Origin of the sequence: Acinetobacter sp. Tol 5 (assembly GCF_019702905.1) — a bacterium.
In the GTDB taxonomy this organism is placed as follows: Bacteria; Pseudomonadota; Gammaproteobacteria; order Pseudomonadales; family Moraxellaceae; genus Acinetobacter; species Acinetobacter bereziniae.
This window is the reverse complement of sequence record NZ_AP024708.1, coordinates 1,994,079-2,019,915: the sequence shown is the minus strand read 5'-3', so window position 1 is coordinate 2,019,915 and position 25,837 is coordinate 1,994,079. Positions and strand designations below refer to the sequence as shown.

20 protein-coding genes are annotated in these 25,837 nt (G+C 36.3%); 9 read left to right on the top strand and 11 right to left on the bottom strand.

Features of this window, described 5'->3' with window-relative positions; genetic code table 11:
* Nucleotides 1-2: 2 nt before the first annotated feature.
* The 3 genes from TOL5_RS09335 to aceI form a co-directional block, all read right to left on the bottom strand.
* The gene (locus tag TOL5_RS09335) at nt 3-1,718 is read right to left on the bottom strand and encodes an AAA family ATPase (protein ID WP_004830420.1); all 1,716 of its coding nucleotides are present in this window, start codon (nt 1,716-1,718) and stop codon (nt 3-5) included.
* A gap of 111 nt (nt 1,719-1,829) precedes the next feature.
* Nucleotides 1,830-3,899 carry a hypothetical protein gene (locus TOL5_RS09330; RefSeq protein ID WP_121775187.1) on the bottom strand — a complete coding sequence of 690 codons (2,070 nt, stop codon included), beginning with the start codon at nt 3,897-3,899 and terminating at the stop codon, nt 1,830-1,832.
* Between the two features lie 241 nt (nt 3,900-4,140).
* Nucleotides 4,141-4,566 carry a chlorhexidine efflux PACE transporter AceI gene (aceI, locus tag TOL5_RS09325; RefSeq protein WP_004830418.1) on the bottom strand — a complete coding sequence of 142 codons (426 nt, stop codon included), beginning with the start codon at nt 4,564-4,566 and terminating at the stop codon, nt 4,141-4,143.
* A 156-nt stretch (nt 4,567-4,722) separates the two neighbouring features.
* Between aceI and TOL5_RS09320 the strand changes: the two genes are divergently transcribed.
* The 4 genes from TOL5_RS09320 (at nt 4,723) to TOL5_RS09305 (ending at nt 8,991) form a co-directional block, all read left to right on the top strand.
* The gene (locus TOL5_RS09320) at nt 4,723-5,613 is read left to right on the top strand and encodes a LysR family transcriptional regulator (RefSeq protein WP_004830417.1); all 891 of its coding nucleotides are present in this window, start codon (nt 4,723-4,725) and stop codon (nt 5,611-5,613) included.
* A gap of 88 nt (nt 5,614-5,701) precedes the next feature.
* A complete protein-coding gene (gene tal, locus TOL5_RS09315) occupies nt 5,702-6,685 on the top strand; it encodes a transaldolase (RefSeq protein ID WP_009584807.1) in 984 nt (327 codons plus the stop codon).
* A gap of 116 nt (nt 6,686-6,801) precedes the next feature.
* A complete protein-coding gene (leuE, locus tag TOL5_RS09310; RefSeq protein WP_121775188.1) occupies nt 6,802-7,455 on the top strand; it encodes a leucine efflux protein LeuE in 654 nt (217 codons plus the stop codon).
* 363 nt (nt 7,456-7,818) lie between these two features.
* The gene (locus tag TOL5_RS09305) at nt 7,819-8,991 is read left to right on the top strand and encodes a benzoate/H(+) symporter BenE family transporter (protein WP_121775189.1); all 1,173 of its coding nucleotides are present in this window, start codon (nt 7,819-7,821) and stop codon (nt 8,989-8,991) included.
* Between the two features lie 964 nt (nt 8,992-9,955).
* Here the strand turns inward: TOL5_RS09305 and map are convergent.
* Nucleotides 9,956-10,750 carry a type I methionyl aminopeptidase gene (map, locus tag TOL5_RS09300; RefSeq protein WP_121775191.1) on the bottom strand — a complete coding sequence of 265 codons (795 nt, stop codon included), beginning with the start codon at nt 10,748-10,750 and terminating at the stop codon, nt 9,956-9,958.
* A 337-nt stretch (nt 10,751-11,087) separates the two neighbouring features.
* Between map and brnQ the strand changes: the two genes are divergently transcribed.
* Entirely contained in the window at nt 11,088-12,380 is a 1,293-nt protein-coding gene (brnQ, locus tag TOL5_RS09295; protein WP_035300475.1) for a branched-chain amino acid transport system II carrier protein, read from the top strand.
* Nucleotides 12,381-13,013: 633 nt separating this feature from the next.
* Nucleotides 13,014-13,250 carry a hypothetical protein gene (locus tag TOL5_RS09290; protein ID WP_121775192.1) on the top strand — a complete coding sequence of 79 codons (237 nt, stop codon included), beginning with the start codon at nt 13,014-13,016 and terminating at the stop codon, nt 13,248-13,250.
* 41 nt (nt 13,251-13,291) lie between these two features.
* Here the strand turns inward: TOL5_RS09290 and TOL5_RS09285 are convergent, their stop codons facing one another.
* Complete coding sequence (locus TOL5_RS09285; RefSeq protein ID WP_005032019.1) at nt 13,292-13,750, bottom strand: hypothetical protein; 459 nt, start codon at nt 13,748-13,750, stop codon at nt 13,292-13,294.
* 121 nt (nt 13,751-13,871) lie between these two features.
* Here TOL5_RS09285 and TOL5_RS09280 point away from each other — a divergent pair, with 121 nt between their 5' ends.
* Nucleotides 13,872-14,738, top strand: coding sequence for an alpha/beta fold hydrolase (locus tag TOL5_RS09280; RefSeq protein ID WP_121775193.1), 867 nt, complete (start codon nt 13,872-13,874; stop codon nt 14,736-14,738).
* 117 nt (nt 14,739-14,855) lie between these two features.
* Here TOL5_RS09280 and TOL5_RS09275 read toward each other — a convergent pair whose 3' ends face one another.
* On the bottom strand, nt 14,856-16,397 hold the full coding sequence (locus TOL5_RS09275; RefSeq protein WP_004830406.1) for a TerC family protein: 1,542 nt from the start codon (nt 16,395-16,397) through the stop codon (nt 14,856-14,858).
* 951 nt (nt 16,398-17,348) lie between these two features.
* Between TOL5_RS09275 and TOL5_RS09270 the strand changes: the two genes are divergently transcribed.
* Nucleotides 17,349-17,813, top strand: coding sequence for a MarR family winged helix-turn-helix transcriptional regulator (locus TOL5_RS09270; protein ID WP_004830405.1), 465 nt, complete (start codon nt 17,349-17,351; stop codon nt 17,811-17,813).
* 9 nt (nt 17,814-17,822) lie between these two features.
* Here TOL5_RS09270 and TOL5_RS09265 read toward each other — a convergent pair whose 3' ends face one another.
* The 5 genes from TOL5_RS09265 to ftsY all read right to left on the bottom strand — a co-directional run bounded on the left by TOL5_RS09265 (nt 17,823) and on the right by ftsY (nt 24,267).
* Nucleotides 17,823-18,488, bottom strand: a complete 666-nt coding sequence (locus TOL5_RS09265; RefSeq protein WP_100885382.1) for an SOS response-associated peptidase — start codon at nt 18,486-18,488, stop codon at nt 17,823-17,825.
* A 108-nt stretch (nt 18,489-18,596) separates the two neighbouring features.
* Nucleotides 18,597-19,217: a 2OG-Fe(II) oxygenase gene (locus TOL5_RS09260; RefSeq protein WP_004830403.1), complete on the bottom strand. Its 621-nt coding sequence runs from the start codon at nt 19,215-19,217 to the stop codon at nt 18,597-18,599.
* A 178-nt stretch (nt 19,218-19,395) separates the two neighbouring features.
* A complete protein-coding gene (locus tag TOL5_RS09255) occupies nt 19,396-21,558 on the bottom strand; it encodes a malate synthase G (RefSeq protein ID WP_121775460.1) in 2,163 nt (720 codons plus the stop codon).
* 590 nt (nt 21,559-22,148) lie between these two features.
* Nucleotides 22,149-22,742 (bottom strand): nitroreductase family protein, encoded by a 594-nt coding sequence (locus tag TOL5_RS09250; RefSeq protein ID WP_004830401.1) that lies wholly within the window; start codon nt 22,740-22,742, stop codon nt 22,149-22,151.
* A gap of 415 nt (nt 22,743-23,157) precedes the next feature.
* Nucleotides 23,158-24,267, bottom strand: a complete 1,110-nt coding sequence (gene ftsY / locus TOL5_RS09245; RefSeq protein ID WP_004830400.1) for a signal recognition particle-docking protein FtsY — start codon at nt 24,265-24,267, stop codon at nt 23,158-23,160.
* Nucleotides 24,268-24,475: 208 nt separating this feature from the next.
* On the opposite strand from ftsY, the gene TOL5_RS09240 reads away from it, so the two are divergent.
* Nucleotides 24,476-25,837 carry a M16 family metallopeptidase gene (locus tag TOL5_RS09240; protein WP_121775459.1) on the top strand — a complete coding sequence of 454 codons (1,362 nt, stop codon included), beginning with the start codon at nt 24,476-24,478 and terminating at the stop codon, nt 25,835-25,837.

Sequence of the window (25,837 nt, the reverse complement as noted above, 5' to 3'; positions counted from 1 at the left end):
TTTTATTCGACAAACAGTAGAGCTAAACGCACTTGGTCATATCCCATTTTAGGGCTGGTCAACTCTACGATTGGGCGTAATTTTATCGCACCATCATCATTAAAATGACTTGGATCTTGCCGTTTCATTAATTTTTTATAAATGGTCCGTATTTTCTCGACCACCTCTTCACCCGGATTAGCAACAGAAATATCAAGCCCTTGTTCCTTATGCAGTCTCGCCAAATGATTGATGATTGTTGCTGGGGTTAAACCTCGCTCAATGGCAATATCTTGAATTTCGTAGCCACTTTCAAACAACTCACGCGTTTCGTCCAATGTGGCTGAAGCATAGTTGGCTTTACCGTTATTACGCGCCAATTTTTTTTCATTGCGTTCTATTTCAGTGGCATTCAATGTCCCACCACAATGGCGAATAAAAGCATTATGTTGGGGTGTTAAGTCAACCTCCGCATAGTGCTGTTCAGCTTCACTGGAAAGCTCTTGAAAACGACGATCTGCTTTGATTGCCAAACTATCAAGTTCTAATGCTTGATCGTTGAAGCCAAGCAATCTAAGCCCCTCAATTGATTTTAACCGTGACAAAGCAACATAACCTTGCCCTTTTTCAAAAGTATGACTCAAATTAATTTCAGCAGCTTCTAAGGTCATGCCTTGTGATTTATGAATAGTAATTGCCCACGCCAAACGCAATGGAACTTGTTGTAAACTGGCAATGGTTTTACCGCCTTCATTGTCCACTGACCAAGTTTCAGGAGCGACCAATAAAGTTGTTCCATCGGTCATTTTCACCTTGGGCAACATCCCCATTTCATCATCTTCTTCAAAACCAATCACTTCACCTAAACTGCCGTTGATATATCCCATGTCAAAATTATTTTTAACAAACATCACTTTGGCATGTTTTTTTAATGTCAGTTCTTCAGGCGCACGAACTGAAGATTTTAATGTTTCTATCAGCTTTTCATTCCCATCTGTCACTGCAACAAATTGATGATCATCACCCTCAATTGCATTTAAATGCTGAAAATTGATGCTATCCACATCCATGTTGTGCGTATATAAACGGGTGAACGTTTCACCTATATCTTGATGACGCGTATTTTGTAAGGCTTGAATATGTTGTGGCTGAATATTCTGTGCACGAATTGCATTGAGAATATCATTGAGTGCAGAATCATCTTGACGATGCTGTTCAGTCAAATAACAAACCCGAAATTTTGCCTCAACCCATGCATTAGACATAAAACAAAATTTATCACGATTCAGCTCATTATTTTTTCCTACAGGCGGAAGCTGAAAGAAGTCGCCGGCAGCAATCACTTGAATTCCACCAAAAGCATCATCAGATTCTTTAAAATATTTCAAAACTTGATTGACCAAATTTAACTGTTTGGCATGTAACATTGAAATTTCATCAATAATCAATACTTGAGCATTTTCCAGATGCTCTTTGAGATATTTACGCTCTTTCATCCGCTTCAAATCATCGTCTGAAAGCGTATCTTTAATGCCGATACCAGCCCATGTATGAATGGTCATTCCATTCATATGCGTCGCCGCAATTCCTGTAGAGGCTGTAATTGCGACAGGTACTTTACGGACTTTTAAATAATTGATGTATTGATTCAACGTATAGGTTTTTCCTGCACCAGCAGAGCCAGTCAAAAAGACATTTTCACCCGCTTTCATGAGTTTGAGTGCAGTTTCTTGTTTCATAACAGCCTTGAATTACCTTAACAGGATGGGACGGCTATAGCCTAACGATTTTTAATTAAAAAGTTAAGCCAAAAATAGCTTAGAAAAAAGAATAGACCCTGTTGACGATGTTTATAAGTTACCGAGTTCTTCATTCGGTTGAATACTACTTTTCCATTTTAAATGTTGATTCACATTTTCGATAAATGCCAGTGCCTTGCTTATATAAGATTGATCTGGAATATGATTATTAGGCAAGCGAAGCTGATCAAAGCTCAACTGCCCTAATTTATAGTAACAACCTAAAGTCATGACTTGATTGGGTTCAGCTATATTTGACATATGGAATGCTGCATATTCACGCTCCACTATTCTTGTGCTGTAGGAGACAGCTAAACAATGTTTGAAAACGACTGACTCTTGAGTAATTCGTTGTAGACTATTGAGTTCCTCATAACACCAATTTTCAAAATAAATCTTTTGCATCGGCGCAATGCGATCCCACGAATCCACAGTAATTTTTTCTTTGAGTTTCGACATTGTGGCAACAAGATCATTGTGCAAATGCCATCGCTTCGCTTGTTGATAAAGACCAGACCAAGTCACATTACGTTCGATTTCATGATGTGTATTAAATAAATGTATCACATAGTCCAGAACGAAACTGTCATAAATACTATAATGCGGCATTCGATCGGTATTGATATGTTTAAACTTCTTACGAAAATCATCTACCTGAATATTATGTTCGCGCATTTGAATAAAAAAATCAGGATGTTGCTGCAACTGAGGATCGATGAATCTGATTAATGGCGCAGGTAATTGATTGGCAATATGCTGAACAAACAACATAAATTCCTGAACAACACGACTGATTTTGACAAATATTTTCTTATAAGATTGGGCTTGATCACCAAGGATCAAAGTAGCGAAATCCAACCATTCTTCGATATATAAATAAGAATTTGAAATCAACTTTTGCTGTGATTTATGTTCAGTGACCGATTCTATAAAGCGGTAACGGCTATTTTTGGGATGATTTTGCCATTCATTTGTAATGGCAAATGAATGGCATTCTATTAAGAATAAACGTGCAGCACTATTTTTAAAATATTTTAATACAGCCAATATGACTTCAGGAGAGATTTTTGAAGTATCAATAAGACTTAATACCGTGATTGTCACTCTAACGTTTACATCTGTAATATGCCGACTAATCCAATCATTAACCTGTTCATTTTGTTTATATAGCCAATTCACAGTACGTTTTAAAGCAAATATCGGCAATTTTACAAGTTGATCCAACTCCCAATATTCATCCTCTGCCTGCAAAAAATGTTGTTTACTCAATAAGTCCTGATACTGCCAAAAACCACGTTTCATATGCTTGGCATATGCCAGCATTTGTGGAAACTCTTGTGCATGTTTCGACAATAATTGATAACTTGTAAAATATTGCTCAATCTCGCACAAACGTAATGACTCGGGGTGAAAAACTTTAAAAATCCGAAAAAAATGTTTGGGTAGGAACTGGTCTAATGCAAAAATAGCCTGATGGAATTTTGGAATAAATTGCTGGATAGATAAGAACGTTTGCCCCAAGACAGAATTAATCAGCAATAAATGCTTAATATTAATTTCCACACTTAACGGAATAGCTTTACCATATTGAGCAAAATCAGAAATATAAGCATGATCAAAATAGTTATAATGGATTAAAATTCGATCAATCTGCTCAGCATCTGCTTGATTGATATTATACAAATACTGCTCTACTCTGTTTTCACCATCAATCCAATCAAAGATCTGCTCAATCAATGTTTGACGAAGAATTTGTGCTTTGGTTTTTAAATCAGTGGGATGAATTGCATCATAAGATTTGGTATAAAAAAATACCTCTTGCGACACATATTGAATCAGTCGCTTAGGATAATGCGGTGACTCAGATAAATGTGCCAGCTTATCCTGATCAAACTCAAAAGACAGCCCTGCTGTCTCATCAAATTTAATCTGCAATAATTGGTTGGCTATACCGAGTTTGTGCTGTGCATGATCAAATTGGAAAAAATTATCTGCATTCACCGCTTTTAAATAGTGAAGCTGATCAAGATAAATACGCTCTAAGCTTGCTGAAACTTGAATTAATTCTTGTGCAGCAAGTTGGTGTCTGTTTGGCAGCTGATCTTGAACTGTCTGCACCATAATCTGCTTAATCCATCTCTTTAAAATTCTATCGAGTTGAATATTCTATGCGAACCATTTAACAAAACAAATCGTATTAGATTATCTTTTGCAAAAGTTTGTTAAGTCTCTGTGGAGAATTTCACAAACGATTTACATTGTGGGTTTAAACGAAATTGGCTCTGCTATTTTGAACAGCAGAACCCTTTCAAGCAACAGTGGCAATTCTGACAGAATTTCAAATTACATGTTTACAGTTTCATTAAGAATGTACTGGTTTGATTCCCATACGATCCTCAATCAAATCGTAACACCATTGGAAAATAAAGGTATAGATTAAAATACATGTGGTCATCCCTAAGTCCAATAGGACCGCCTGCCACAATGTCATATCCATTGCATAAGCAACCATTGGAATAGTCGCCAACATCAAGCCACCTTCGAAACCAATGGCATGTAGGATACGCACGCCAATAGTACGTTTAAGCTTTCTTTTATGCTCAAATTTCTCGAAGAAATGGTTAAAAATCATATTCCAAACTACAGATGTCACAGCCATAGCCACACCCAATACACCTGTAACTTCCATTGGAACTTCAAAAATAAAACTTAATGCAATCGCTATGATCACCAATAGGATGATTTCATAGCTCAATGCATGAATAATCCTTCTTTTGGAAATCATCATTTAAAACTACTCTTTTTGTTTCGACTGTTGCATTATATTTTTATAATATTGATCAATCGAGTCAGATTCTTTCAACTTTATTGAAAGATTAGCTTTATTCTCTTTGCGATATTTCTTTCATTTTCACATGATCTCATTTACTAATGGCAGTCCAATATGAATATCAATCAAGAACAGTTGATGATTTTTAAAACAGTCATGGAAACGGGTTCTTTTTCTGCTGCCTCAAGACAGCTTGGAAAAGTTCCATCTGCGGTCAGCATGTCGATCGCCAACTTAGAAATTGATTTAAATCTTAAACTCTTTAAACGGGTCGGACGCGAACCTATACCAACATCACAGGCACAGCTTCTATATGAAAAAACCGAACAACTTCTAATTGAAATGAATCAATGGAAACAACAAGCAATTGCCCTCAGCGAAGGTTTGGAATCCTCACTGAATATTGTGGTGGTTTCAGAGTTGGTACATACCGATTGGACCGAATATATTGCATTGCTTGCCCAACAGTTTCCAAGTTTACAAATCAACATTTTTTCTGCGCCACAAGAAGATGCACTTAAAATGCTTATGAATCAGACAGCGCAATTGGCGTTGATGTTTGAACGTGAAATGTTAGAAAGCCGCGAACAATTTGTTGAGTTAAAAAAAGAAGCTTTAGTGCCTGTATCTGCAATCAATCACCCTCTATCTGCCCACTCAAAAGTAAGTTTTGAACAAATATTGCAATCCAGACAAATTGTTGTCGCCAGCCGAGATCGCACGATTAAACCCGAGTTACTCTATTCTAAAAATTACTGGCGTACTGACAATCATCACTCAGCTTGTTCGCTGATCTTAAAGGAATTAGGTTGGGGAGTACTTCCCTTAGAAATGTTTAATGAAAACCCAGAGCTCAAACATAAGTTAAAAATACTTGATTTGCTCGATTTCACACCAAAATTTGAATATTTTGTTGATTTGGTTTGGAGTCGTGAGAGTAATTTAGGTTCAGCTGCTCGTTTTTTGATTAATCACATTCGAAATCAAAGAATTCATACAAAATAATATGTCTTTCAGTACATTTTCCTATTTTGCTGAAATGGCATTGTGTTATAACTAAATCACAAATATTTTAACTAAGAAATAACCGGTAATGACTCAATCTGCATTAGACCAATTAAAACGCTTAACCACTATTGTTGCTGATACAGGTGATTTAAACGCTATTCAACAATTTCGCCCGCTAGATGCAACGACTAACCCTTCACTGATTACAGCTGCCGCACAACAGCCTGAAAGTCGCACCTTGATTGAAGATGCTTATGCACAAGCTAAACAAGAAGGCTATGCACTTGATGAACTGGTCGAACGCACCATTGATATTCTGACAGTAAAACTCGGTGTAGAAATTTTAAATCTTGTTGAAGGACGAGTTTCTACGGAAGTTGATGCGGCACTTTCTTACAATACCGAAGAAACAATTGCGAAAGCCAAAGAACTATTGGCGCTGTATCAAAGCTACGGAATCAATCAAGATCGAATTTTGATTAAAATTGCATCTACTTGGGAAGGTATTCAGGCGGCTAAAGCACTTGAAGCAGAAGGCATTCATTGTAACCTGACTTTATTATTTGGTTTACATCAAGCCAAAGCATGTGCTGACGCTAAAGTCACGCTGATCTCTCCATTTGTTGGGCGTATTTTAGATTGGTATAAAAAAGCTGAAAATGTTGACAGCTACCCGATTGAGAAAGATCCGGGTGTACGCTCTGTCAAACAGATTTATCACTACTACAAACAGAACCAAATTAAAACAGAAGTTATGGGCGCAAGCTTCCGTAGCGTAGATCAAGTTCTAGGACTTGCTGGTTGTGATTTACTGACTGTTGCTCCTGCACTGCTTGAAAAACTGGAAAATGATCAACGTACAGTAAGCGCTCAGTTGAACCATGAACAATCACATCAAGATCAACCACATCAAGAAATTTCTAAAGCTGAATTTAAACAGCAACTCGAATCAGACTTGATGGCATTCCAATTATTACAAAGTGGAATTGATGGCTTTATTAAAGCCCGTGAACAATTGGCTTTATTATTACGCCAATCCTTTGGGCTTGAAGCTGATTTTATTGATTGAGTTTCAATCATTGACAGTGTTTAAAATGCACTAAAATTGCTCACATTCTAAAGCCGAGTTTGTTATCATAAGCACTCGGCTTTTTTTATTCGCTTTTCTTAAACTGTGAGAATATTGTGTTTGGTATTACGGATGTCGTGACATATATATTAGGGACAATTTTTATCGTCATTCTCCCGGGTCCAAACTCGCTCTATGTGATGTCCATTGCGTCAAGATTTGGGATTAAAATAGGCTATATCGGCGCGTTTGGTGTTTTTACTGGTGATTTAATCCTGATCCTTTGTACCGTATTGGGTGCTGCATCCTTATTACATGCCTTTCCTTGGTTATTTGTAATTCTTAAAGTGATCGGCGCGACTTATTTATCCTATCTAGGAATTCGATTATTAATTGCCAGTGTTAAAACTTGGCGTAGCACACCACAAACGATTCAATCAGATGCTCTCTCATCAACCACGACTGAACAATTTCATCCTTTTCGCACAGCATTGACGATCAGCTTGTTAAATCCGAAAGCGATTTTATTTTATTTGTCTTTTTTTGTGCAATTTGTTGACCCAGATTATCCTTACCCAGCGCTAAGTTTTGCTGCTCTTTCTGTGATTCTACAAATCATTAGCATGAGTTATTTAACCATTTTAATTTTTTCTGGGGTTAAACTCGCAACCTTCTTTAACACCCGCTATAAAGTTGCGGCAGGATGTGTTGCAGCGGTCGGTCTATTGTTTTGCGCCTTCGGTATAAAGCTCGCAGTTTCAACCATGTAAAAGCATATAATGTGTTTGGTACGCTTAAATTTAAAGCGTCTTACACATTGGGTCTATACACATTTTATAAATGGCTTGCTTTGAAGGTTAAAATTGAGCATTACTTTGTTTATAATGCAATAATGGGGTTAAACAAAAAAAAGTAGTTAAGCAAAGTGAAGCATCGCCTAAGTCAGGATCAAGTAATGTTAATGTGTAGATTTGCTTGATCATAAAAAGCTTGAATTATCCAGCAATGATAATAAATTCAATTTTTCTATTTGCTTTTGATATTAAATTCTAATTAACGCTGTCAGCTTTAAAATGATCCATGTATGATGGATGCATTTTCAACCATTCAATCAAATTTAAAAGCAAGGGATCATGCAAAAGCTTCTCCAAGACTTCTCAGTACCTGCCGTATTTGCAGGCTTTATTACTTTCCTTATCGGTATCAGTGTTTCAGCTGTTTTAGTGATCCAAGCTGCACAATTACTTGGCGCGAATCCAGAACAAATTACCTCTTGGTTTTGGGCATTAGGTCTAGGTATTGGTCTCTCAGGTTTAATTCTGTCTTGGAAATTTAAATATCCTGTTGCAACCTCATGGTCTACTGCTGCACTCGCATTAATCATAGCAACAGCAAGTGGTTATTCACTTTATGAAGCAATTGGCGCTTTTTTAGTATCAGGTTTGCTTACAGCTGTACTTGGATTTTCAGGTATTTTTGAAAAAATCATCAATTATATTCCACAAAGTCTGACCAGTGCGATGTTGGCAGGAGTATTGCTAAAATTTGGAATTGCCTTATTTGCCAGCATGCAAAATGACTGGGCTTTTATCCTCAGTTTATTGGCTGTGTATGTGATTACAAAACGTTTATGGGCACGTTATTGCATTGTCATCACAGTGATTGCAGGGATTATCATCTGCCCATTCTTTATGGAGTTTCATGTTCCAACTTTGCATTGGGGATTAGCAAAACCTGTATGGATGATGCCTGAATTTACATGGTCAGCAATTTTAGGGCTAGCGCTACCACTATTTGTGATCAATATGGCATCTCAATACTTACCTGGAATAGCGATGATTAAAAGTTATGGCTATCAACCGCATGTCAATCAGTTAATAGGTTGGACTGGAACCGCTCAAACATTACTTTCACCTTTTGGCTGCTATACCGTGAATATTGCTGCAATCAGTGCCGCAGTAAGCCTAGATGATCAAGTGCATCCCGATCCATCTAAACGTTATATTGCTGGTATGAGTTGTGGATTTTTCTATATTTTAATGGGCTTGTTTGCTGCCACCTTAACCAGCTTATTGATGTCGTTCCCGCACTTATTTATCGTTGCTTTAGCAGGTATTGCTCTATTTGGTACGATCAGCCACAACATTGCGATTGCATTCCATGAAGTTAAAGACCGAGAAGCTGCATTACTGACCTTTCTCTTGAGTGCCTCAGGAATACAATTTTTCGGTATAGGTTCTGCTTTTTGGGGACTTTTATTTGGTTTTGCCGTTTCGTTTATCTTAAATTTTAGAATCAGAAAATAATCAAACCCGATAAGGTGAGTTGCTTGACTTACCTTATCTAAAATTTAACTGAATAAATGTATTCACACCTCTACTGTTCAAAACAATAACTAACTGATGTTACGCAGTAACTCTAAAATTAAATTTTGGAGCTAGAAGAATGTGGATACGCGAAAACGTCATCTGCAATTGCTTGAGGCAGGACTCCTTCTAATAAGTAAAGTTTCTGCGAAACTTTGAATATTTTGACGATAGTGAACGAGTTCTACGGTGAGCAGCGATACCGCTGCGCAAGATGGTTGCCCTTGCGGAGCTTCGCTCCTCATGCCAAAACAAAAGTACCTCGAGCCGAAGGCTATTCCATAAATTTAAACTTTGGATGTAAGACTCCGTCGTGTAAATTTAGCTTTTTCTTTTTCACCTACTTAATTTAAATCAAGTGCGTAACGTCAGTAACTAATCATATTGAGCAGAGGTATATGAGTAAGAATAAAACACTGCTTTGTTTACTGCGCAAGAATAATGTTCAACAAAAAAATTGTTTATGTAAAGTGAAGCACCACATACGTAAATCGATTTAAACTTTAGATCTAAAGTATGGCATTACAAGTTTTATATTATCAAACAATAGACTCATCACATTGATTTATTGATCTAAAAATTATATTTATGCATGTTTTTTAGCATATTGACTGTAAAAACACCAATACAAAGAAAGGGAATTTTAGCTAAAAAAAAGCTTACCCTAGGATGGATAAGCTCGAAACTTGAAACAACAATAGAAACTTCAAAAAAGAATCTGGTGCAGATTATAGTGATGAATAATTACTCAAACCAATATTTAAAAAAACTTAGTGAATAGTTTTTCTTACAAAATAAAATTAAACTGTTCACAATTGTAAAAAATTAACACTAAACACATCACGCTTTTTAAGCATAAAAATATATAACAATCATCAAACTTTCCAAACTTAAGACTAAAGTATTAGATTTCTGGATAGTTACCTGTACCCTCAGGCCAAGGTGTTAACAGTTCAAACCCTGTTTCTGTCACAGCAACCATATGTTCCCACTGTGCCGATAAAGATTTATCTGCTGTCACAACAGTCCAACCATCTTTTAATTCTTTGACACTGGCTTTACCCGCATTAATCATAGGTTCAATGGTAAATACCATGCCTTGTTTAAGCACTAGCCCCTGTCCTGGTTTTCCATAATGCAATACATTGGGCTGTTCATGATAAATTTTACCAATGCCGTGACCACAATATTCACGAACGATACTATAGCCTTCACGTTGACCTACACTTTGGATGGCATACCCAATGTCTCCAAGTGTTGCACCGGGTTTTACAGCATGAATACCTGCAACCATTGCCTCATATGTAGTTTCTACTAATTTTTTAGATTCAGGCTTTACAGTACCCACATAATACATACGACTGGTATCACCAAAATAACCATCTTTAATGATTGCTACATCAATATTAATAATATCACCATCATTTAAAACAGTATTTTTAGATGGAATACCATGACATACCACTTCATTGGGAGAGATACAGGTGGTTTTTGTATAACCATAATACCCCACATTGGCTGGAATAACTTTGAGTGTATTCACAATATAATCATTACAGATGTCATCCAAATATTCAGTCGTTACCCCTGGCTTAACATATGCACCAATCATTGCTAAAACTTCGGCAGCTAAACGCCCTGACACTCTGAGTTTTTCAAGGTCTTGTTCAGTTTTGATGGTGACTGTTGAAGCTTTCATTGGATCTGTCCGCAAAAGTGAACCGATATTATATGCTTTTTCGATTGCTTTAGGGCTTTTTCTTGTTGATGATGAGAGTTAAAAATGTCGATTGGTATGCATAATTATAAAAATAAGCTTTAAACTACGAATTTGCGTTTTTTAATCCTATAAAATTTTCTTTAAAATTGGCTTGTACAAATTTAACCAAATTAAGCGCTGAATCATCCACATAAATATAACTCATATGGTTAATTGGTTAAAATTTATAAAAAACAGGAATATTACCCATAAAATAAAATACAAAAAATCTCGCATTTCCACTAAAATCGCTGTTTTGCGTTTTTAACCACACTTTATGACTAATCTCCGTACCAAGGATATTATTGCTCTAGGGTTCATGACTTTTGCCTTATTTATTGGGGCAGGCAATATTATCTTTCCACCCATTGTCGCTCAACAAGCGGGTGAACATGTATGGCTAGCAGCATTGGGTTTTCTAATCACCGCTGTAGGCTTACCTGTCATCACCATTATGGCGCTTTCAAAAACTGAAGGTTCGATTGCAATTTTAAGTTCACCTTTAGGCAAAGTTGCAAGTTTAATCTTGACTGTAGTGTGTTACTTATCAGTCGGTCCACTTTTTGCTACACCACGTACCGCTACAGTTTCGTATGAAATCGGTTTTTCATCTTACTTTGGTACAGGTGGTACTCCGCTATTTATTTATAGTGTGATCTACTTTGCCTTTGTTACTTTAGTGTCTCTTTATCCAAACAAACTGTTGGATACCGTAGGTCATATTCTTGCACCTCTTAAAATTATTGCACTTGCCATTCTTGGTATTGCAGCCTTTATCATCCCGACTGGTTCAATCTCTCCTGCCATCAATAATTATGCAACTAGCCCTGTTTCTGAAGGCTTTGTAAATGGTTATTTAACCATGGACACTTTAGGTGCATTAGTGTTCGGTATCGTGATTATCCATGCCATACATTCTCGTGGTGTCACCGACAAAAAACTGGTAACTAAATATGCAATCATTGCAAGTTTAATTTCTGGCGTAGGCTTAACACTGGTTTATATCAGCTTATTTAAGCTAGGTTTAGGTAGCCATGATGCAGCACCAAATGCAGCAAATGGCGCCGTGATTTTGCATGCTTATGTTCAGCACGCTTTTGGTGATCTTGGCTCATTATTTCTTACTGCTTTGATTTTTATCGCATGTATGGTCACAGCGATCGGTCTAACATGTGCATGTGCTGAATATTTCTCTGAGTTGACTAAGATTCCTTACAAAGTTTTAGTGATCATTCTGGTTTTATTCTCTTTGGTCATTTCAAATTTAGGTTTGACTAAATTGATTGCATTTTCTGTACCAGTTCTCAGTGCGATTTACCCGCCCGCTATTGTCGTTATTCTATTGAGTTTCTTTTGGAGCAAATTTAATAATCCAGCAACAGTGGTTGCACCAGTAACTGGCATTGCATTCTTATTTGGAATTATTGAAGGTATTAAAGTAACGGAATTTAAAGATAGTTTACCGCTATTGATCCAAAACTTACCGTTAAATGAACAAAACCTTGCTTGGCTTATTCCATCATTGATTGTTTTAATTATTTGTGTCGTTATCGATAAAGTTAAGAAATAAAGCGTCTTAGCCATCGTCCTTAAAATTTGATTTTACCCAAATCTAATTTTAACTGTGATCAATAATTGTCATGTTTACCCAACAGACTGTTATTGTTTGCGACACAATTTAAAATCATTCAATGTATTGCATGTGATTAATCACACACTGCTAAAAATTACTTTTGCATTCTCAGTTTTGTCGATCATTTTTATTCTTTAGATGGCAAGAACATTCCTTGAATATACACAGCAATCAACTGATTAAAGTTTAACCATAAAAAATATTAACTTACAATTTGCTGCAATCAAATATAATTTTTCATCATTGATCATAATTTATTATAAAATTTGCATAAATATTGCATAACTTTCATCGACTTTAGTCAAAATTCTCTTGCACTTGTTATAAGTTGCTGTATTTTAATTTGATAACCACTTCACACTTCTTCAACAATAAATACACTATTTAAGAAAAAAATCACTCATATTTTCATTTTTTATAAAATAAGTCATGCTTGTAATAAATATGTCATAATTATTTTAAATAATAAGAGTATTTGCTCTTGAAATAATTACTAGATATGGTACAACTGAATAAACCAATCCAGACTAAAACAATTAGGTTTTTGTCGAGCAGACAGGAGGGATGGAGATGTTATCATTACATTTCAACAAGCAAGTCTTCATTAATTCTTTGAAGGCAAACACAAAATTAGTCACATATTTGAGTACAACGATTGCCCTTTTGGCTACCCTGCTCATCCACGGACTTATTCAAGGCAATTTAAAACCTGAATATTTTGCTTATGCGTTAGCGGTATCTGCGGCTTTCTATATTTGGGACGTTGTAGATCATAAATCGCGAAAACTCGCAAAAATCACTGACTGAAAGATGGATGCCAAGCATCCATCTTCATCAATAATAAAAAATTATAATAATCCTTTAATCATCCCTAAAAGCAAGATTCCTGTCGCAAAAATCTCTCCAATCACCAATAAAATCATCGCTAAACGAAGTAAAATTTTCGGTAAATGTACAGCACCTAATTGATGAGGTTGCTTAAATTGATTGGTCGTATCTTTGAGCCAACCATGTAAAACATAACTTGCAATAGAAAAACTAAAAAAAACTAAATTTACGATCACACAGAGTAAATTAATTATTTCCTGGAAACTCGAACAATACGCCATCACAGCTAAAATCAAGCTAGCAGGCGCGTAAAGCAAGCTACTTCGATGTGCTATATCGACATAGTAGTGTGCTCTGGCAAGTTCTGAACGACTGATCTGGACGTACTTCCAGACACCTGTGAGCATCCCTACCCACAAATAAACCCCACTAAAAATAAGTGCCAGTTTTACCGATAAATTTAAAGTGATTAAATCCATTTAATAAAGTTCCTATTTTTCCTTATCACATTCAGATCTGACTTAATAGTCATCTTTCAATCAAGTTTCTTTTTAGAACTTGTGTAAAGTAGTTTTAAATTGAACAGCTTTGGATTGTGCTATGACAATATATGAAAATTTAACCATAAGCTGCGCAGATAGCTATAGCTTAAGTGCACGTTTTTATTCGGCAAAACAATCAACTCAGCACTTACCTGTACTGGTTTGCCCTGCTACAGGAATTACTCAGGGCTTTTATCATCATTTTATCGAATGGCTGACCCAACAAGGCCTAGATGTGATGGTCTTTGATTTCCGTGGTATTGGTGACTCATTACATGGACCATTATCTCAATCCAAAGCAAGTATTCAAGATTGGGGACAGCTCGACATTCCGGCTGCCATTGAGTCACTTTTAAACAAGACAGGAAAGAATCAACTAACTCTCATTGGTCATAGTGCAGGCGGTCAGTTACTCGGTATTGTTCCAAATTATAAGAAAGTCGCACAAGTTATTTCGATATCTGGCTCTACTGGTCACGTAAAAGGACTTAAAGGTCGCACTAAACGCTTAGCACCTGTCATGTTTAATTTAGTCTTCCCAATTTCCAATCGCATCAAAGGCTATGGTGCAACTAAAATACTCGGTATGGGAGAGAATCTACCGCAAAAAGTAGCACAGCAATGGGCTGAATTCTGTAGCCAACCAGGTTATGTAATAAATGCTGTAGGTAAAACCGTATTTGAAGATTATCATCATGAGATCGAGTGCCCTATCACCTCTTATTGGTCTTCAGATGATGAGATTGCAACTTCCGCTAATGTAAAAGACCTGCTTCGTCTTTACCCTAGAGCCACAACTGATATGATCGAGCTGAGCCCACAACAACATGGTCATAAAGTGATTGGGCATATGTTAATGTTTAAGAAAAGCCATCAAAATCTCTGGCCAATCATGACCCAAAAAATATTTAATCCAAAACTTTAGTTTTCAGCACTTAAATACGTAATCCTGTTTAAGTGCTCTTTTTATTCAAAAAAAATGCCTCAGGACTGAGGCATTTTTATCAAGGATGAATGATTTAAATCACTTTACAAACAATGATTATGAAAACTGTTCTGGACGAGTAATTTTTACCGTTTTGATTCGATTCTCATCCATTTCAATCACTTCAAACCAAATCCCTTCGTGCTCTATTTGCGTACCCAAATGCACATCGCCTTGCGTTTTATCGAGAATTAATCCAGCGACGCTAAAGTAGCCAGAATCCTCTTGAACAAGGTCAAGCATTCCCAACTCCAATTCAAGTTGATACAAATCAAGCATACCTGATGCCTTCCAAGTGTTTTCATCCACTTTAATCAGCTCCAACTGTTCATCTGCATCTGGAAACTCACCTGCAATGGCTTCAAACACATCAAGCGGAGAAATCAAACCTTGAATATTTCCAAACTCATTACTCACCAAAACCAATGAACCTTTGGAAGTTCTTAGTGTATGAATTGCATCGATGACCTTCATTTTTTCAAAAATAAAGATGGGACGATTACGTTTTAATAAAGCTTGAAGCTGTTCTGGCTCATCCAATACATCAATTAACTCTTTAGCACGAACAACCGTAACCACTTTGTCTAATTGCCCACGACAGACAGGGAATAAACTATGCGGTACAGCCAAAATTTGTTGACGTATGCTCTCTGCATCATCTTCTAGGTTAATCCATGAGATCTGAGTTCTTGGTGTCATAATCGATGCTACAGAACGTTCCGCAAGGGTAAGTACGCCACCGACCATATAACGTTCTTCATCACCAAACGCTTTTTGTGCTGCTAAAGCTTCAGGGCTTTGTAATAAATCAGCATCTAACTTACTGCCCATCAATTTTAGAATTGAATCCGCAGTACGATGACGCAATGGCGTTTTAGCTTGATGTTTTTCAGCATTACGACTTGAGAATTGATTAAATGCTTCAATTAAGATTGCGACACCAATACCTGAGTAGATATAGCCTTTCGGAATATGAAAACCAAAACCTTCCGCAATCAAGCTAACCCCAATCAACAATAAGAAGCTTAGACATAGAATCACCACTGTAGGGTGCTTATTTACGAATGTGGTCAATGGCTTAGATGCAATTAACATTACAATTACAGCTATCGTAACTGCCGCCATCATCACATAAATATTATCCACCATACCAATCGCAGTAATCACCGAATCTAGTGAAAATACGGCATCTAAAACAATGATTTGCGCAACAACAGCCCAGAAGCTGGCATATACAGCAGCACCTGAACTTTTGACTTCAGGCTTCCCTTCCATTTTTTCGTGTAATTCAGTGACAGCTTTATAAACGAGGAACAATCCTCCAAATAATAAAATTAAGTCTCGTCCTGAAAAGGATAGTCCCCCAAATGCAATTAAAGGTTTAGTTAAAGTGACTAACCAAGAAATAATCGTCAATAAACCTAAACGCATGATCAAGGCCAAAGAAAGACCGATGACACGTGCTTTATCTCGTTGTTCTGGAGGAAGTTTATCTGCAAGAATGGCAATGAATACCAGGTTATCGATACCCAGTACAATTTCTAAAACGATAAGGGTTAAAAGTCCAACCCAAATTCCAGGGTCTAATAAAAATTCCATTATTAGATCTCCCGCTTATTTTTATAAGTATATAAATTGGAGAAAAATAAGCTTAACCTACACGGCGACGGATCCATGAATGATACCTTTTCAACTAAATTACTTTAATTATGCACAATATCGACGACTTGTAATTATTTTTCATGAAATTTTTACATTTATTTAATCTTTAAGTATTATCGATTTTTTCAAAGCTACATCTGATTATCAAGCTTTCGCGCTGTTGCCAATAAGAGATTCAATAACTTTAGAAAATAGTCGAAGATTTCGATAAATTTTAATTATTTTTCACCTGTTGATTTTATTGATTTTTTTAAATTAAAAATTGATATATTTTGCATTTATACAAAAAAATTGTGAAATTCATTAGCTACAATCGACAATATTTTTCATAAAGCCAACTTGGTTTTTTTATTTTTCAGATATAATAACAATTGATGTTAATTTGTTTAACAAATAAACCTATTTTGTTGCAAAACATTGTTGAAATTTATGGCTTGAATCATGGAAATCAAACGTTGAACAAAGTTCTTCATGATTGTTTTTCAAACAATGGCTAAACCATCTTTCATTTTGATTAGCAATAATCAAAGGGGTTCACTGTCGATTATAGTATGATTTTTTTAAGAGTAACTAATCAATTCAGTTTTTTTAAAAAAATTATAATGCACTATAAAGACTGTAAAACATGAAACTGGTAATCAAGCAATTGCATGAAGAAGCAACTATTTTCCGCTATATGAAGTTGTCACCTATTCATATAAAAACTGCATTTTAATGTATTTTTGGAATAGTTTAACTTAAGTTAATTTTCTAGATGGATCTATTTTTCGTCGATTTTTCTAGTTTTTTGGCATTAAGTGTGACGCACATATTGATTCAGATATTCGAAATAAAATATTATTAGTGCTTAACATATGGCAATAATTACAAAAAAACAGGGACATTCAGATGACTAAGAAATATTCAAAATTTCTGCCTTCTGCGGAAAATTTTAATATTGAAAATTTTCCTTATTATTGGGTTACACAAGTCCATGCTCAGTACGTCTTAAACTTAGATCAAGTGCTCAAAAAGTATGGAGTTGATAATTCACGGCGTCGTTTATTGGTTTCCTTAGAAGCCAAACCTGATGCCAGTGTATCTGAGCTTTCCGAAATGATTGTCTCTAAAATGTCGACAACCACAAAAATTGTATACCGTTTAAAAGAAGAAGGGTTGGTAGACACGTATTCTTGCAAAAAAGATAAACGGATTACACGCGTCTGTTTAACTGAAGAAGGGAAACAAATAACCCAAAAAATCAATGACTTAATGGGTGTAATTTTAGAGCAATCCTTTGAAGGACTTACCCCACTTCAAATTGAAAAAACCATAGAGAATTTAAAAATTATTTTTAAAAATCTTGCACATTGATGTTGAAAATTATTCATCAAATATACTTAACTGTGGAGAGTTGATGTCATTACGTTGTTTAGGACAATAAAAGCATTCAAACTCCTCCACAGGAAATCCCTCTATAAAACTCGAAATATCAGGCTGTTTCAAGTTCAGCCACGCATCCAAGCGATGATGTGGAATCACAACAACAGAACGCTTATCTGTTCTTGGCTCATGAAACTCTCTCATCATTGGATGAAAATGAGCATCCATGCTAATCATAGTTGCTGACCGAATTACTTCACCATTTTTTAACCGTGCAATTTCGTATAATGCTGCAATATAAAATGCCTGACCATCCTTCCGTCTAACACCCCATCGCTGTGGCTTTCCATTGACATATTTAGACTCGTAAAACTCAGTAACGGGAATAACCCCGAATTGGCATTTACTCAATGCTTCTGTAAAACTACGTTTTTCTATCAAGGTTTCATTACGCGCATTATAAGTATGCTTCCCCGCCTCTTTATCTTCAGCCCATTTTGGAATTAAACCAAAATTGACCAAACGCCACTCAAGACTTTTTTGAGCGTTAAAAAGTAATGGCATTTCAAAACTAGGAAATACTTCTGGTTGATATGTAAAAGGAATAGCAGGTAAGCCAAGTTGTTTTACTTGTGTGGCTGTGATCGGTTTAAAATTAGCGCACATAAAAAAATGATAATGGGTTGATCACATTCATTCTCTTGATTCTATGAATGTGATCCAACTCAATACTCCTGATATATTCAGAATTAACCAAAGTCCGTCTAAAATAGCCTATCCAAAGATTTTTTTAACTTTCGCACTTAAACCATGGAAAAACTTATGTTTAGCATTGGCTTTTTCACTGGTCAAAAAGTTAATTTGAATCGATTGGCGTTGCCCTTCATAAGGAATATAGCCATGCCAACCATTATCAGTAACTTTAAATGCAACCAAAGAGCCAGGACCAGCACCAATCTCAGCGACATAGTTATTGATATCTTTGTCGTCATTTAGAATACGTAAACGACCATTCGGTGCATCCCATGATTCATTTAGATAAATCAGAATAGTCAATAGTTTACTTTTAGAATCACTGTGAATACGACCATCTTTTTGTCGAGAGTAACCACGCAAAGTGATCATCATCGGATGTTCCATCACATTAACATCAAATTTATCTGTCAGAATTTGGCGAAACTCTGGTGTATCTAAAGATTTTAAAAAACGATCAAAATTAGGTTTAATTTCCACATCTTCAATATTAAAACTTCCACCCTGTTCAATTTTTGGGAAGTCTTTGATCACTGCTTGAACTTCACTGTCTGCCAACGCATTTTCAACCACAAAAAACGGATAAGGTGTCGTGACGACTTCAGCATTTTTCAGCGCATCTAATTTCAGAATTGATGTCATTTATAATTCAACATAATAATTAACTCCTTTAAATTGTAGCAGAGTTTTCATGTTGTTGGCTTAAACCAGAATCAGCGAAAACAAATTTTCTGGGCTTAAAACTGTCTTTTTGCCACTTTAGAAAGCCATAAAGCCTCCGAAGAGGCTTTATGTTTGATTTAAAATCTACAGTGTAAAATTAATCACCTGTATAACCTTTTAATTTTAAACGGTATGCATGCAATAATGGTTCAGTATAGCCTGATGGTTGCTCACCGCCCTTAAAGACTAGATCATAAGCAGCTTTGTAAGCATAACCATCGAAGCTTGGTGCCATGTTGGTATATTCTGGATCATTGGCATTTTGCTCATCCACAATTTTTGCCATACGTTGCATAACTTCTTCAACTTGTTGCTGAGTTACAATGCCGTGACGTAACCAGTTCGCAACATGTTGAGATGAAATACGCAATGTTGCACGATCTTCCATTAAACCAACATTATTAATGTCTGGCACTTTAGAACAGCCTACGCCCAAGTCAACCCAACGTACAACATAACCCAAGATCCCTTGAAGATTGTTTTCAAGCTCTTTGGTTTTCTCTTCTTCAGTCCAGTTTGTATCAGTCGCCAAAGGTGGAGTAAGTAAATCATCTAAAGGTAAAGCTTCAGTTTTCAACAATTCTTGCTGACGAGCTGAAACATTGCACTGATGATAATGAATCGCATGAATCACCGCACCTGATGGAGATGGAACCCAAGCACAGCTTGCACCAGCTTCAAGATGCTCGATCTTGGTTTTGTACATGTCTAAAAGCATATCTGGTTTTGGCCACATGCCTTTACCAATTTGTGCTTTGCCACGTAATCCAGCTTGAAGACCCACCATCACGTTACGGTTTTCATATGCTGGGAACCAAATTTGCGCTTTTACTTCACCTTTACGAACAAATGGTCCTGCTTCCATGAATGTATGGATTTCATCACCAGTACGATCCATAAAGCCAGTATTGATGAAAATCGTACGATCTTTTGCTTGAGCAATACAGTTTTTCAAGTTTACAGAAGTACGGCGTTCTTCATCCATAATCCCGATTTTCAAAGTTTTCGCTGGCAGACCCAATGCTTGTTCAGCACGTTCAAACAATTCAACAGCGAAAGCAACTTCTTCTGGACCATGCATTTTTGGTTTAACGATATACATAGAACCTTTACGAGAGTTCTTGTTTTCGTTTTGACCTTTGATGTCCGCAAAAGAAAGCAATGGCGTGATTAAAGCATCCATAATGCCTTCGTAAATTTCAACACCATCTACAAGGATCGCAGGGTTTGTCATTAAATGACCCACATTACGAAGCAACATCAAAGAACGACCATGAAGTGTCGTTTCACCACCAATGAGGTTCTTGTGGATACGATCTTTGTTTAATTTACGGGTAACGGTTTTACCGTTTTTCTCGATAGATTCTTCAAGAGTACCCTTCATCAAGCCTAACCAGTTACGGTAGCCTTCAACTTTTTCTTCTGCGTCTACAGCTGCAATGGAATCTTCCAAATCTTGAATCGTCGTTACTGCTGCTTCTAACACAAGATCTTTAACGCCAGCCGCATCTGTTTTACCGATTGGACTATTTGCGTCAATTTCAATAATTACGTGCAAGCCATTATTGAGCAGTACGATTTCAACAGGTGCAGATTCTTCACCATTGAAACCCACAAATTGAGCTTCTTTTGCTAAAGTGGTTGTTGAACCATCTTTTAGCGTTACCACTAATTTTTTATCTTCAACCGCATAGCGAGTTGCATCTGCATGAGAGCCATTTGCAAGCGGGAATGTTTCATTTAAGAAGTTCTTTGCAAATGCAATAACTTTGTCGCCACGAACAGGGTTATAGCCTTTACCCTTTTCTGCGCCACCCTCTTCAGAGATCACGTCAAAGCCGTAAAGTGCATCATATAAAGAACCCCAACGGGCATTTGCTGCATTTAGGCAGTAACGTGCATTACGCACAGGTACAACCAACTGCGCACCAGCCAATAATGCGATTTCTTCATCTACATTTTCTGTGCTGATTTGAAAATCTTCTACTTCTGGTAATAAGTAGCCAATTTCTTTTAGGAAAGCTTTATAAGCTTCAAGTTCAAATTTATTGTTGCGGTGCCATTCATCAATTTTAGCCTGAATCTCGTCACGCTTTGCTAAAAGCGCCTTATTCTTAGGGCTAAGATCGACAACAACTTGCTCAAAGTTTTTCCAGTATGTTTCACTGTCTAAACCAGAACCTGGTAGTGCTTCATTTTCGATGAAATCGTAAAGTTCTTTAGCAATCGCTAACTTGCCTTTTTGAATACGTGCAGTCATTGTCTTTCCTGATATTGCTACTTTTTATAACAAGAGTTTCTAGTATACCGATTTAAACCATGCTGAATAGTATTATCACATTCCTAAATAGTGATCATTTTAATTAAAATAAATACATACATTAACTAAAAAAATAACGATCAGAAATCCGACAATATCATCAACTTGAATGGCTATTTACAGTGTATAAATTTTTTAAAATGTCTAAATTAGACCAAAGTGCTGAATCTACGCTAATTTACTCATTTTTTAATACACTTTTTTTCCTTGAGCAAAGATTAAGCCACGAATAAAGCTAAATGTCGATAAAGTAAAGTGATATTTCTATGTAAAGAATTGTTCGATCCTTTATGGCTTGAATTTTTAGCTCAATGATTGTCTGGAAAGTATGATCAACTCGTTTTTAAGGAGTCACTAAAGTGAACTGAGACACTCTATGGTTGGTTGTTTTGTTTTAAAATTTGATAAAATCAACGCAAATAAAAACCTGCTTAAAATTGGTCTCTTAAGCAGGTTAGATATGATCAAACAAAAATCAGACATCAATCAAAGATAGATTTGAGATTTGATTTCTTCGATCTGATAGAAATTTAGTTAAATGTTTTGAAACGTGCAGCATCATCAATAAATGCTTTTTCACCAGCAGGTGCTTCAATTGAACCAAATACCAATTGCGCACGAAGTTTCCAATCCGCAGGGATTTCAAAAGTTTCTGCAACTTCATCATCCACGATCGGGTTATAATGCTGTAATGAAGCACCAATACCTGCTTCAGATAAAGCTGTCCAAGCTGCAAATTGTGCAATTGCAGTCGAGTGTTCAGCCCAAACTGGGAAATTATCCGCATAAAGTGGGAATTGCTCTTGCAAACCTTTCACTACGCTTAAATCTTCGTAAAACAACACTGAACCTGCGCCAGCAATAAAGCTGTTAATTTTACCAGCAGTTCCTTCAAATGCTTCAGCAGGAACAATTTTACGTAAAGTTTCTAAAACAATTGTCCAGAATTTTACGTGTGAATCACCAAATAAAATTACTGCGCGAGAAGATTGTGAGTTAAATGCAGATGGACTATGTTTTACTGCATCTTTGATGATTTCTTCAACTTTTGCTTGGTCTAAGCTGATATCTTTACCCAATGCATAAATTGTACGACGTTGTTTGATTTGATTTAAAAATGACATAATGATAATCCTTCTTTGGCGCGATACGCCGTTTTCTTTAACATAGACAAAGTTTATTGCATGATTTTGACTGTTTCCATGCATAAATACATAACAATGTGTTCTATATTTAGAACAATATTAGAAATAGAAAGACTTTTAAACAATTATAGCTTTATCAAAAATCACATTAATATTTTGATTTTTATAAAAATTAAATCCATGCAGTTAATTTTAAAAAAACAGTGTTGCCATTTTCTTCAAATTGTTATTGCGTAGACCACAAAAGAAATTAAGGTAAAAATCATCTTTAATTCAACACAGATCAATCTATTCTCAGCATCTGGTACGCTAAATACTTTAAAGCATAAATTTAAACAGAAAAATAAAAACTCCGCATCAAGCGGAGTTTCCAAATCAGCGAATCAGACTACAATCATTTATCTGTTTCAAATAAAGCAGCTACAAATGATTTAGCAGAGAATGGGCGTAAGTCATCTATTTTTTCACCAACACCAATAAAACGGATTGGTACATGTGTACGACTGGCAATATTAAATAGCACTCCACCTTTTGCAGTACCATCCAATTTAGTAATCGTTAGACCTGTAAGACCTACAGCTTCATCAAACATTTCTACTTGGTTAATCGCGTTCTGTCCTGTACCCGCATCCACAACCAACATCACTTCGTGCGGCGCAGTCGCATCAATTTTCTGCATTACACGTTTTACTTTGGTCAGTTCAGACATTAAATTGCTTTTATTGTGTAGACGTCCAGCGGTATCTGCGATAAGAACGTCAATTCCCTTAGCACGAGCACTTTCAAAAGCATCAAAAATCACAGATGCACTATCAGCACCATGACCTTGAGCAACAACAGCAATATTATTACGCTCCCCCCAGATTTGAAGCTGTTCAGTTGCTGCTGCACGGAATGTATCACCTGCGGCAAGCATGACTTTTTTGCCTTCACCCTGTAAACGTTTTGCCAACTTACCAATTGTAGTTGTTTTACCCACACCGTTTACCCCAACCACTAAAATCACAAATGGATTTTTATTTGGGTCGATATGCAATGGTTTTACACGTGGTGCAAGTAATGTCACCAACTCTTCTTGCAAAGCTTTATACAATGAATGTGAATAGATCAAATCTCCACGTTCAGTACGCTCAGTTAAATTCGCAATAATGGTTTTTGTCGCTTCGACACCAATATCAGCAACTAAAAGCTGTTCTTCAACTTCTTCTAGCAATTCATCGTCAATCTCTTTCCCGCCGATCAATATGTTGACCATACCATCTGCGAAGCTTTTGCGTGATTTAGACAAACCTTCTTTCATACGACTGAAAAAACCACCTTTGGCTTTTTCTTCAGTCGCTTCAATCTGTTGTTCTTGACTATCAGCTTGAGTAGATTCCGTTTTCGGTATTTCTACTTTATTATTTTCAATAATAGGCACATTGACGGCTGGTAAACTAGGTAATGTGACATCGTCATCCCCGATATCCGCATCAATCAAGAATTTATTTTGCTGTTCTTGCATGCCGATTCCTTGAAAAGCATAGCGTTAAAAACAATGAGTTTAGCATAGATTGAAACATTTTTAGCGTTAAAGCAGCGATAAAACAAGCGAACCAAAATGCAACATTATCGTCTTGCTTTAAATGGTTCATTTTTTAAGAATAGTTATAAATTTAGAATAATTTTTTAGGTCATCTGTGTATATTTTGAAATCTAAATTCTTACAACTTATGCAACACTCCAAAGTTATTATTGCACCTTTATTATTCTTATGCACTTATACTTTCAATACTCAGCTTCATTCAGCCCCAGAAAGTCAACTTGCACGTACAACTTTTGAAACCACGCTAAAGAATGGTCTAAAAGTCATTATCCGCGAAGATCACCGCTCCCCTATTGTCATGACTCAAATTTGGTATGGTGTCGGCAGTAGTGATGAATCTGGGAATGTGCTCGGTATTTCTCATGTACTTGAGCATATGATGTTTAAGGGAACCAAGAAAGTTCCAGATGATGAGTTTGCTCGGTTAAGCCGAATTTATGGTGGACGTATTAATGCAGCAACCTATACCAATTACACCAATTATTATCAACTTTATCCTAAAAAATATTTTCCCTTGGCTTTAGAACTTGAAGCAGATCGAATGACCAATTTGGTGTTGAGACAGCAGGACTTTGACCCAGAAATCAAAGTCGTTATGGAGGAAAGACGGCAAAGAACAGATGATAATCCACGTAATCTTGCTTTTGAACGTTTTAAATGGATTGCCTATCCAACCAGCCATCATCGACAACCCGTGATTGGATTTATGAAAAATCTACAAAATATTCGTTTAGATGATCTCAAACATTGGTATCAAACTTGGTATACACCCAATAATGCAACGCTCGTTATTGTAGGAGATGTCAACTCAGAACAAGCATTAAAACAAGTCGAAAAATATTTTGCAGCAATCCCGAAAAAAGAACTTCCTGATCGCAATGATGTGCTGGAATTTGATCGAATGGGTTATCGACATATGGAAGTTCACCTTCCAGTACAAGTTCCAAACTTGTTTATGGCATGGAATGTTAAATCTATCGCTACAGCAAAAAACCCACAAGATGCTTATGCATTGACCATCATTCAATCCTTACTCGATGGTGGAATTTCAGCACGTTTGCAAGATCGCCTCATTCGCGATAAAAAAGTGCTTACTGCCATTAGTGTCAGTTATGATCCGTATAATCGAGGTGACAGCTTATTTATGATTTCGGCAATACCGAGCGATGGTGTATCCCTGCCAGATGCGCAGAAAGCAATAGAAAAAGAAATGAACTTATTTAAAACAGAATTGGTTAATCAAGCCGAACTAGATCGCGTAAAAAATAACTTCGTTTCCAACTTAATCTACAGCCAAGATGATATTGGTGGTCAGGCCAACATGATTGGCAATCTAGAAGTAAATGGCTTAAGTTTTCGTTTGATGGATGAGTTACCTAAACACTACGACAAAGTAACACCACAGGATTTAAAACGGATTGCCAATATTTATTTTGTCAAAGACAATCTCAGTAGTTTGTATTTATTACCCGAAGATTCAAAAGAATAA

Excerpts from the sequence above, each read along its gene's own strand:
- TOL5_RS09335 (WP_004830420.1), bottom strand. The coding sequence starts at position 1,718 with ATGAAACAAGAAACTGCACTCAAACTCATGAAAGCGGGTGAAAATGTC.
- TOL5_RS09330 (WP_121775187.1), bottom strand. The coding sequence starts at position 3,899 with ATGGTGCAGACAGTTCAAGATCAGCTGCCAAACAGACACCAACTTGCT.
- aceI (WP_004830418.1), bottom strand. The coding sequence starts at position 4,566 with ATGATGATTTCCAAAAGAAGGATTATTCATGCATTGAGCTATGAAATC.
- TOL5_RS09320 (WP_004830417.1), top strand. The coding sequence starts at position 4,723 with ATGAATATCAATCAAGAACAGTTGATGATTTTTAAAACAGTCATGGAA.
- tal (WP_009584807.1), top strand. The coding sequence starts at position 5,702 with ATGACTCAATCTGCATTAGACCAATTAAAACGCTTAACCACTATTGTT.
- TOL5_RS09305 (WP_121775189.1), top strand. The coding sequence starts at position 7,819 with ATGCAAAAGCTTCTCCAAGACTTCTCAGTACCTGCCGTATTTGCAGGC.
- map (WP_121775191.1), bottom strand. The coding sequence starts at position 10,750 with ATGAAAGCTTCAACAGTCACCATCAAAACTGAACAAGACCTTGAAAAA.
- brnQ (WP_035300475.1), top strand. The coding sequence starts at position 11,088 with ATGACTAATCTCCGTACCAAGGATATTATTGCTCTAGGGTTCATGACT.
- TOL5_RS09290 (WP_121775192.1), top strand. The coding sequence starts at position 13,014 with ATGTTATCATTACATTTCAACAAGCAAGTCTTCATTAATTCTTTGAAG.
- TOL5_RS09285 (WP_005032019.1), bottom strand. The coding sequence starts at position 13,750 with ATGGATTTAATCACTTTAAATTTATCGGTAAAACTGGCACTTATTTTT.
- TOL5_RS09280 (WP_121775193.1), top strand. The coding sequence starts at position 13,872 with ATGACAATATATGAAAATTTAACCATAAGCTGCGCAGATAGCTATAGC.
- TOL5_RS09275 (WP_004830406.1), bottom strand. The coding sequence starts at position 16,397 with ATGGAATTTTTATTAGACCCTGGAATTTGGGTTGGACTTTTAACCCTT.
- TOL5_RS09270 (WP_004830405.1), top strand. The coding sequence starts at position 17,349 with ATGACTAAGAAATATTCAAAATTTCTGCCTTCTGCGGAAAATTTTAAT.
- TOL5_RS09265 (WP_100885382.1), bottom strand. The coding sequence starts at position 18,488 with ATGTGCGCTAATTTTAAACCGATCACAGCCACACAAGTAAAACAACTT.
- TOL5_RS09260 (WP_004830403.1), bottom strand. The coding sequence starts at position 19,217 with ATGACATCAATTCTGAAATTAGATGCGCTGAAAAATGCTGAAGTCGTC.
- TOL5_RS09255 (WP_121775460.1), bottom strand. The coding sequence starts at position 21,558 with ATGACTGCACGTATTCAAAAAGGCAAGTTAGCGATTGCTAAAGAACTT.
- TOL5_RS09250 (WP_004830401.1), bottom strand. The coding sequence starts at position 22,742 with ATGTCATTTTTAAATCAAATCAAACAACGTCGTACAATTTATGCATTG.
- ftsY (WP_004830400.1), bottom strand. The coding sequence starts at position 24,267 with ATGCAAGAACAGCAAAATAAATTCTTGATTGATGCGGATATCGGGGAT.
- TOL5_RS09240 (WP_121775459.1), top strand. The coding sequence starts at position 24,476 with ATGCAACACTCCAAAGTTATTATTGCACCTTTATTATTCTTATGCACT.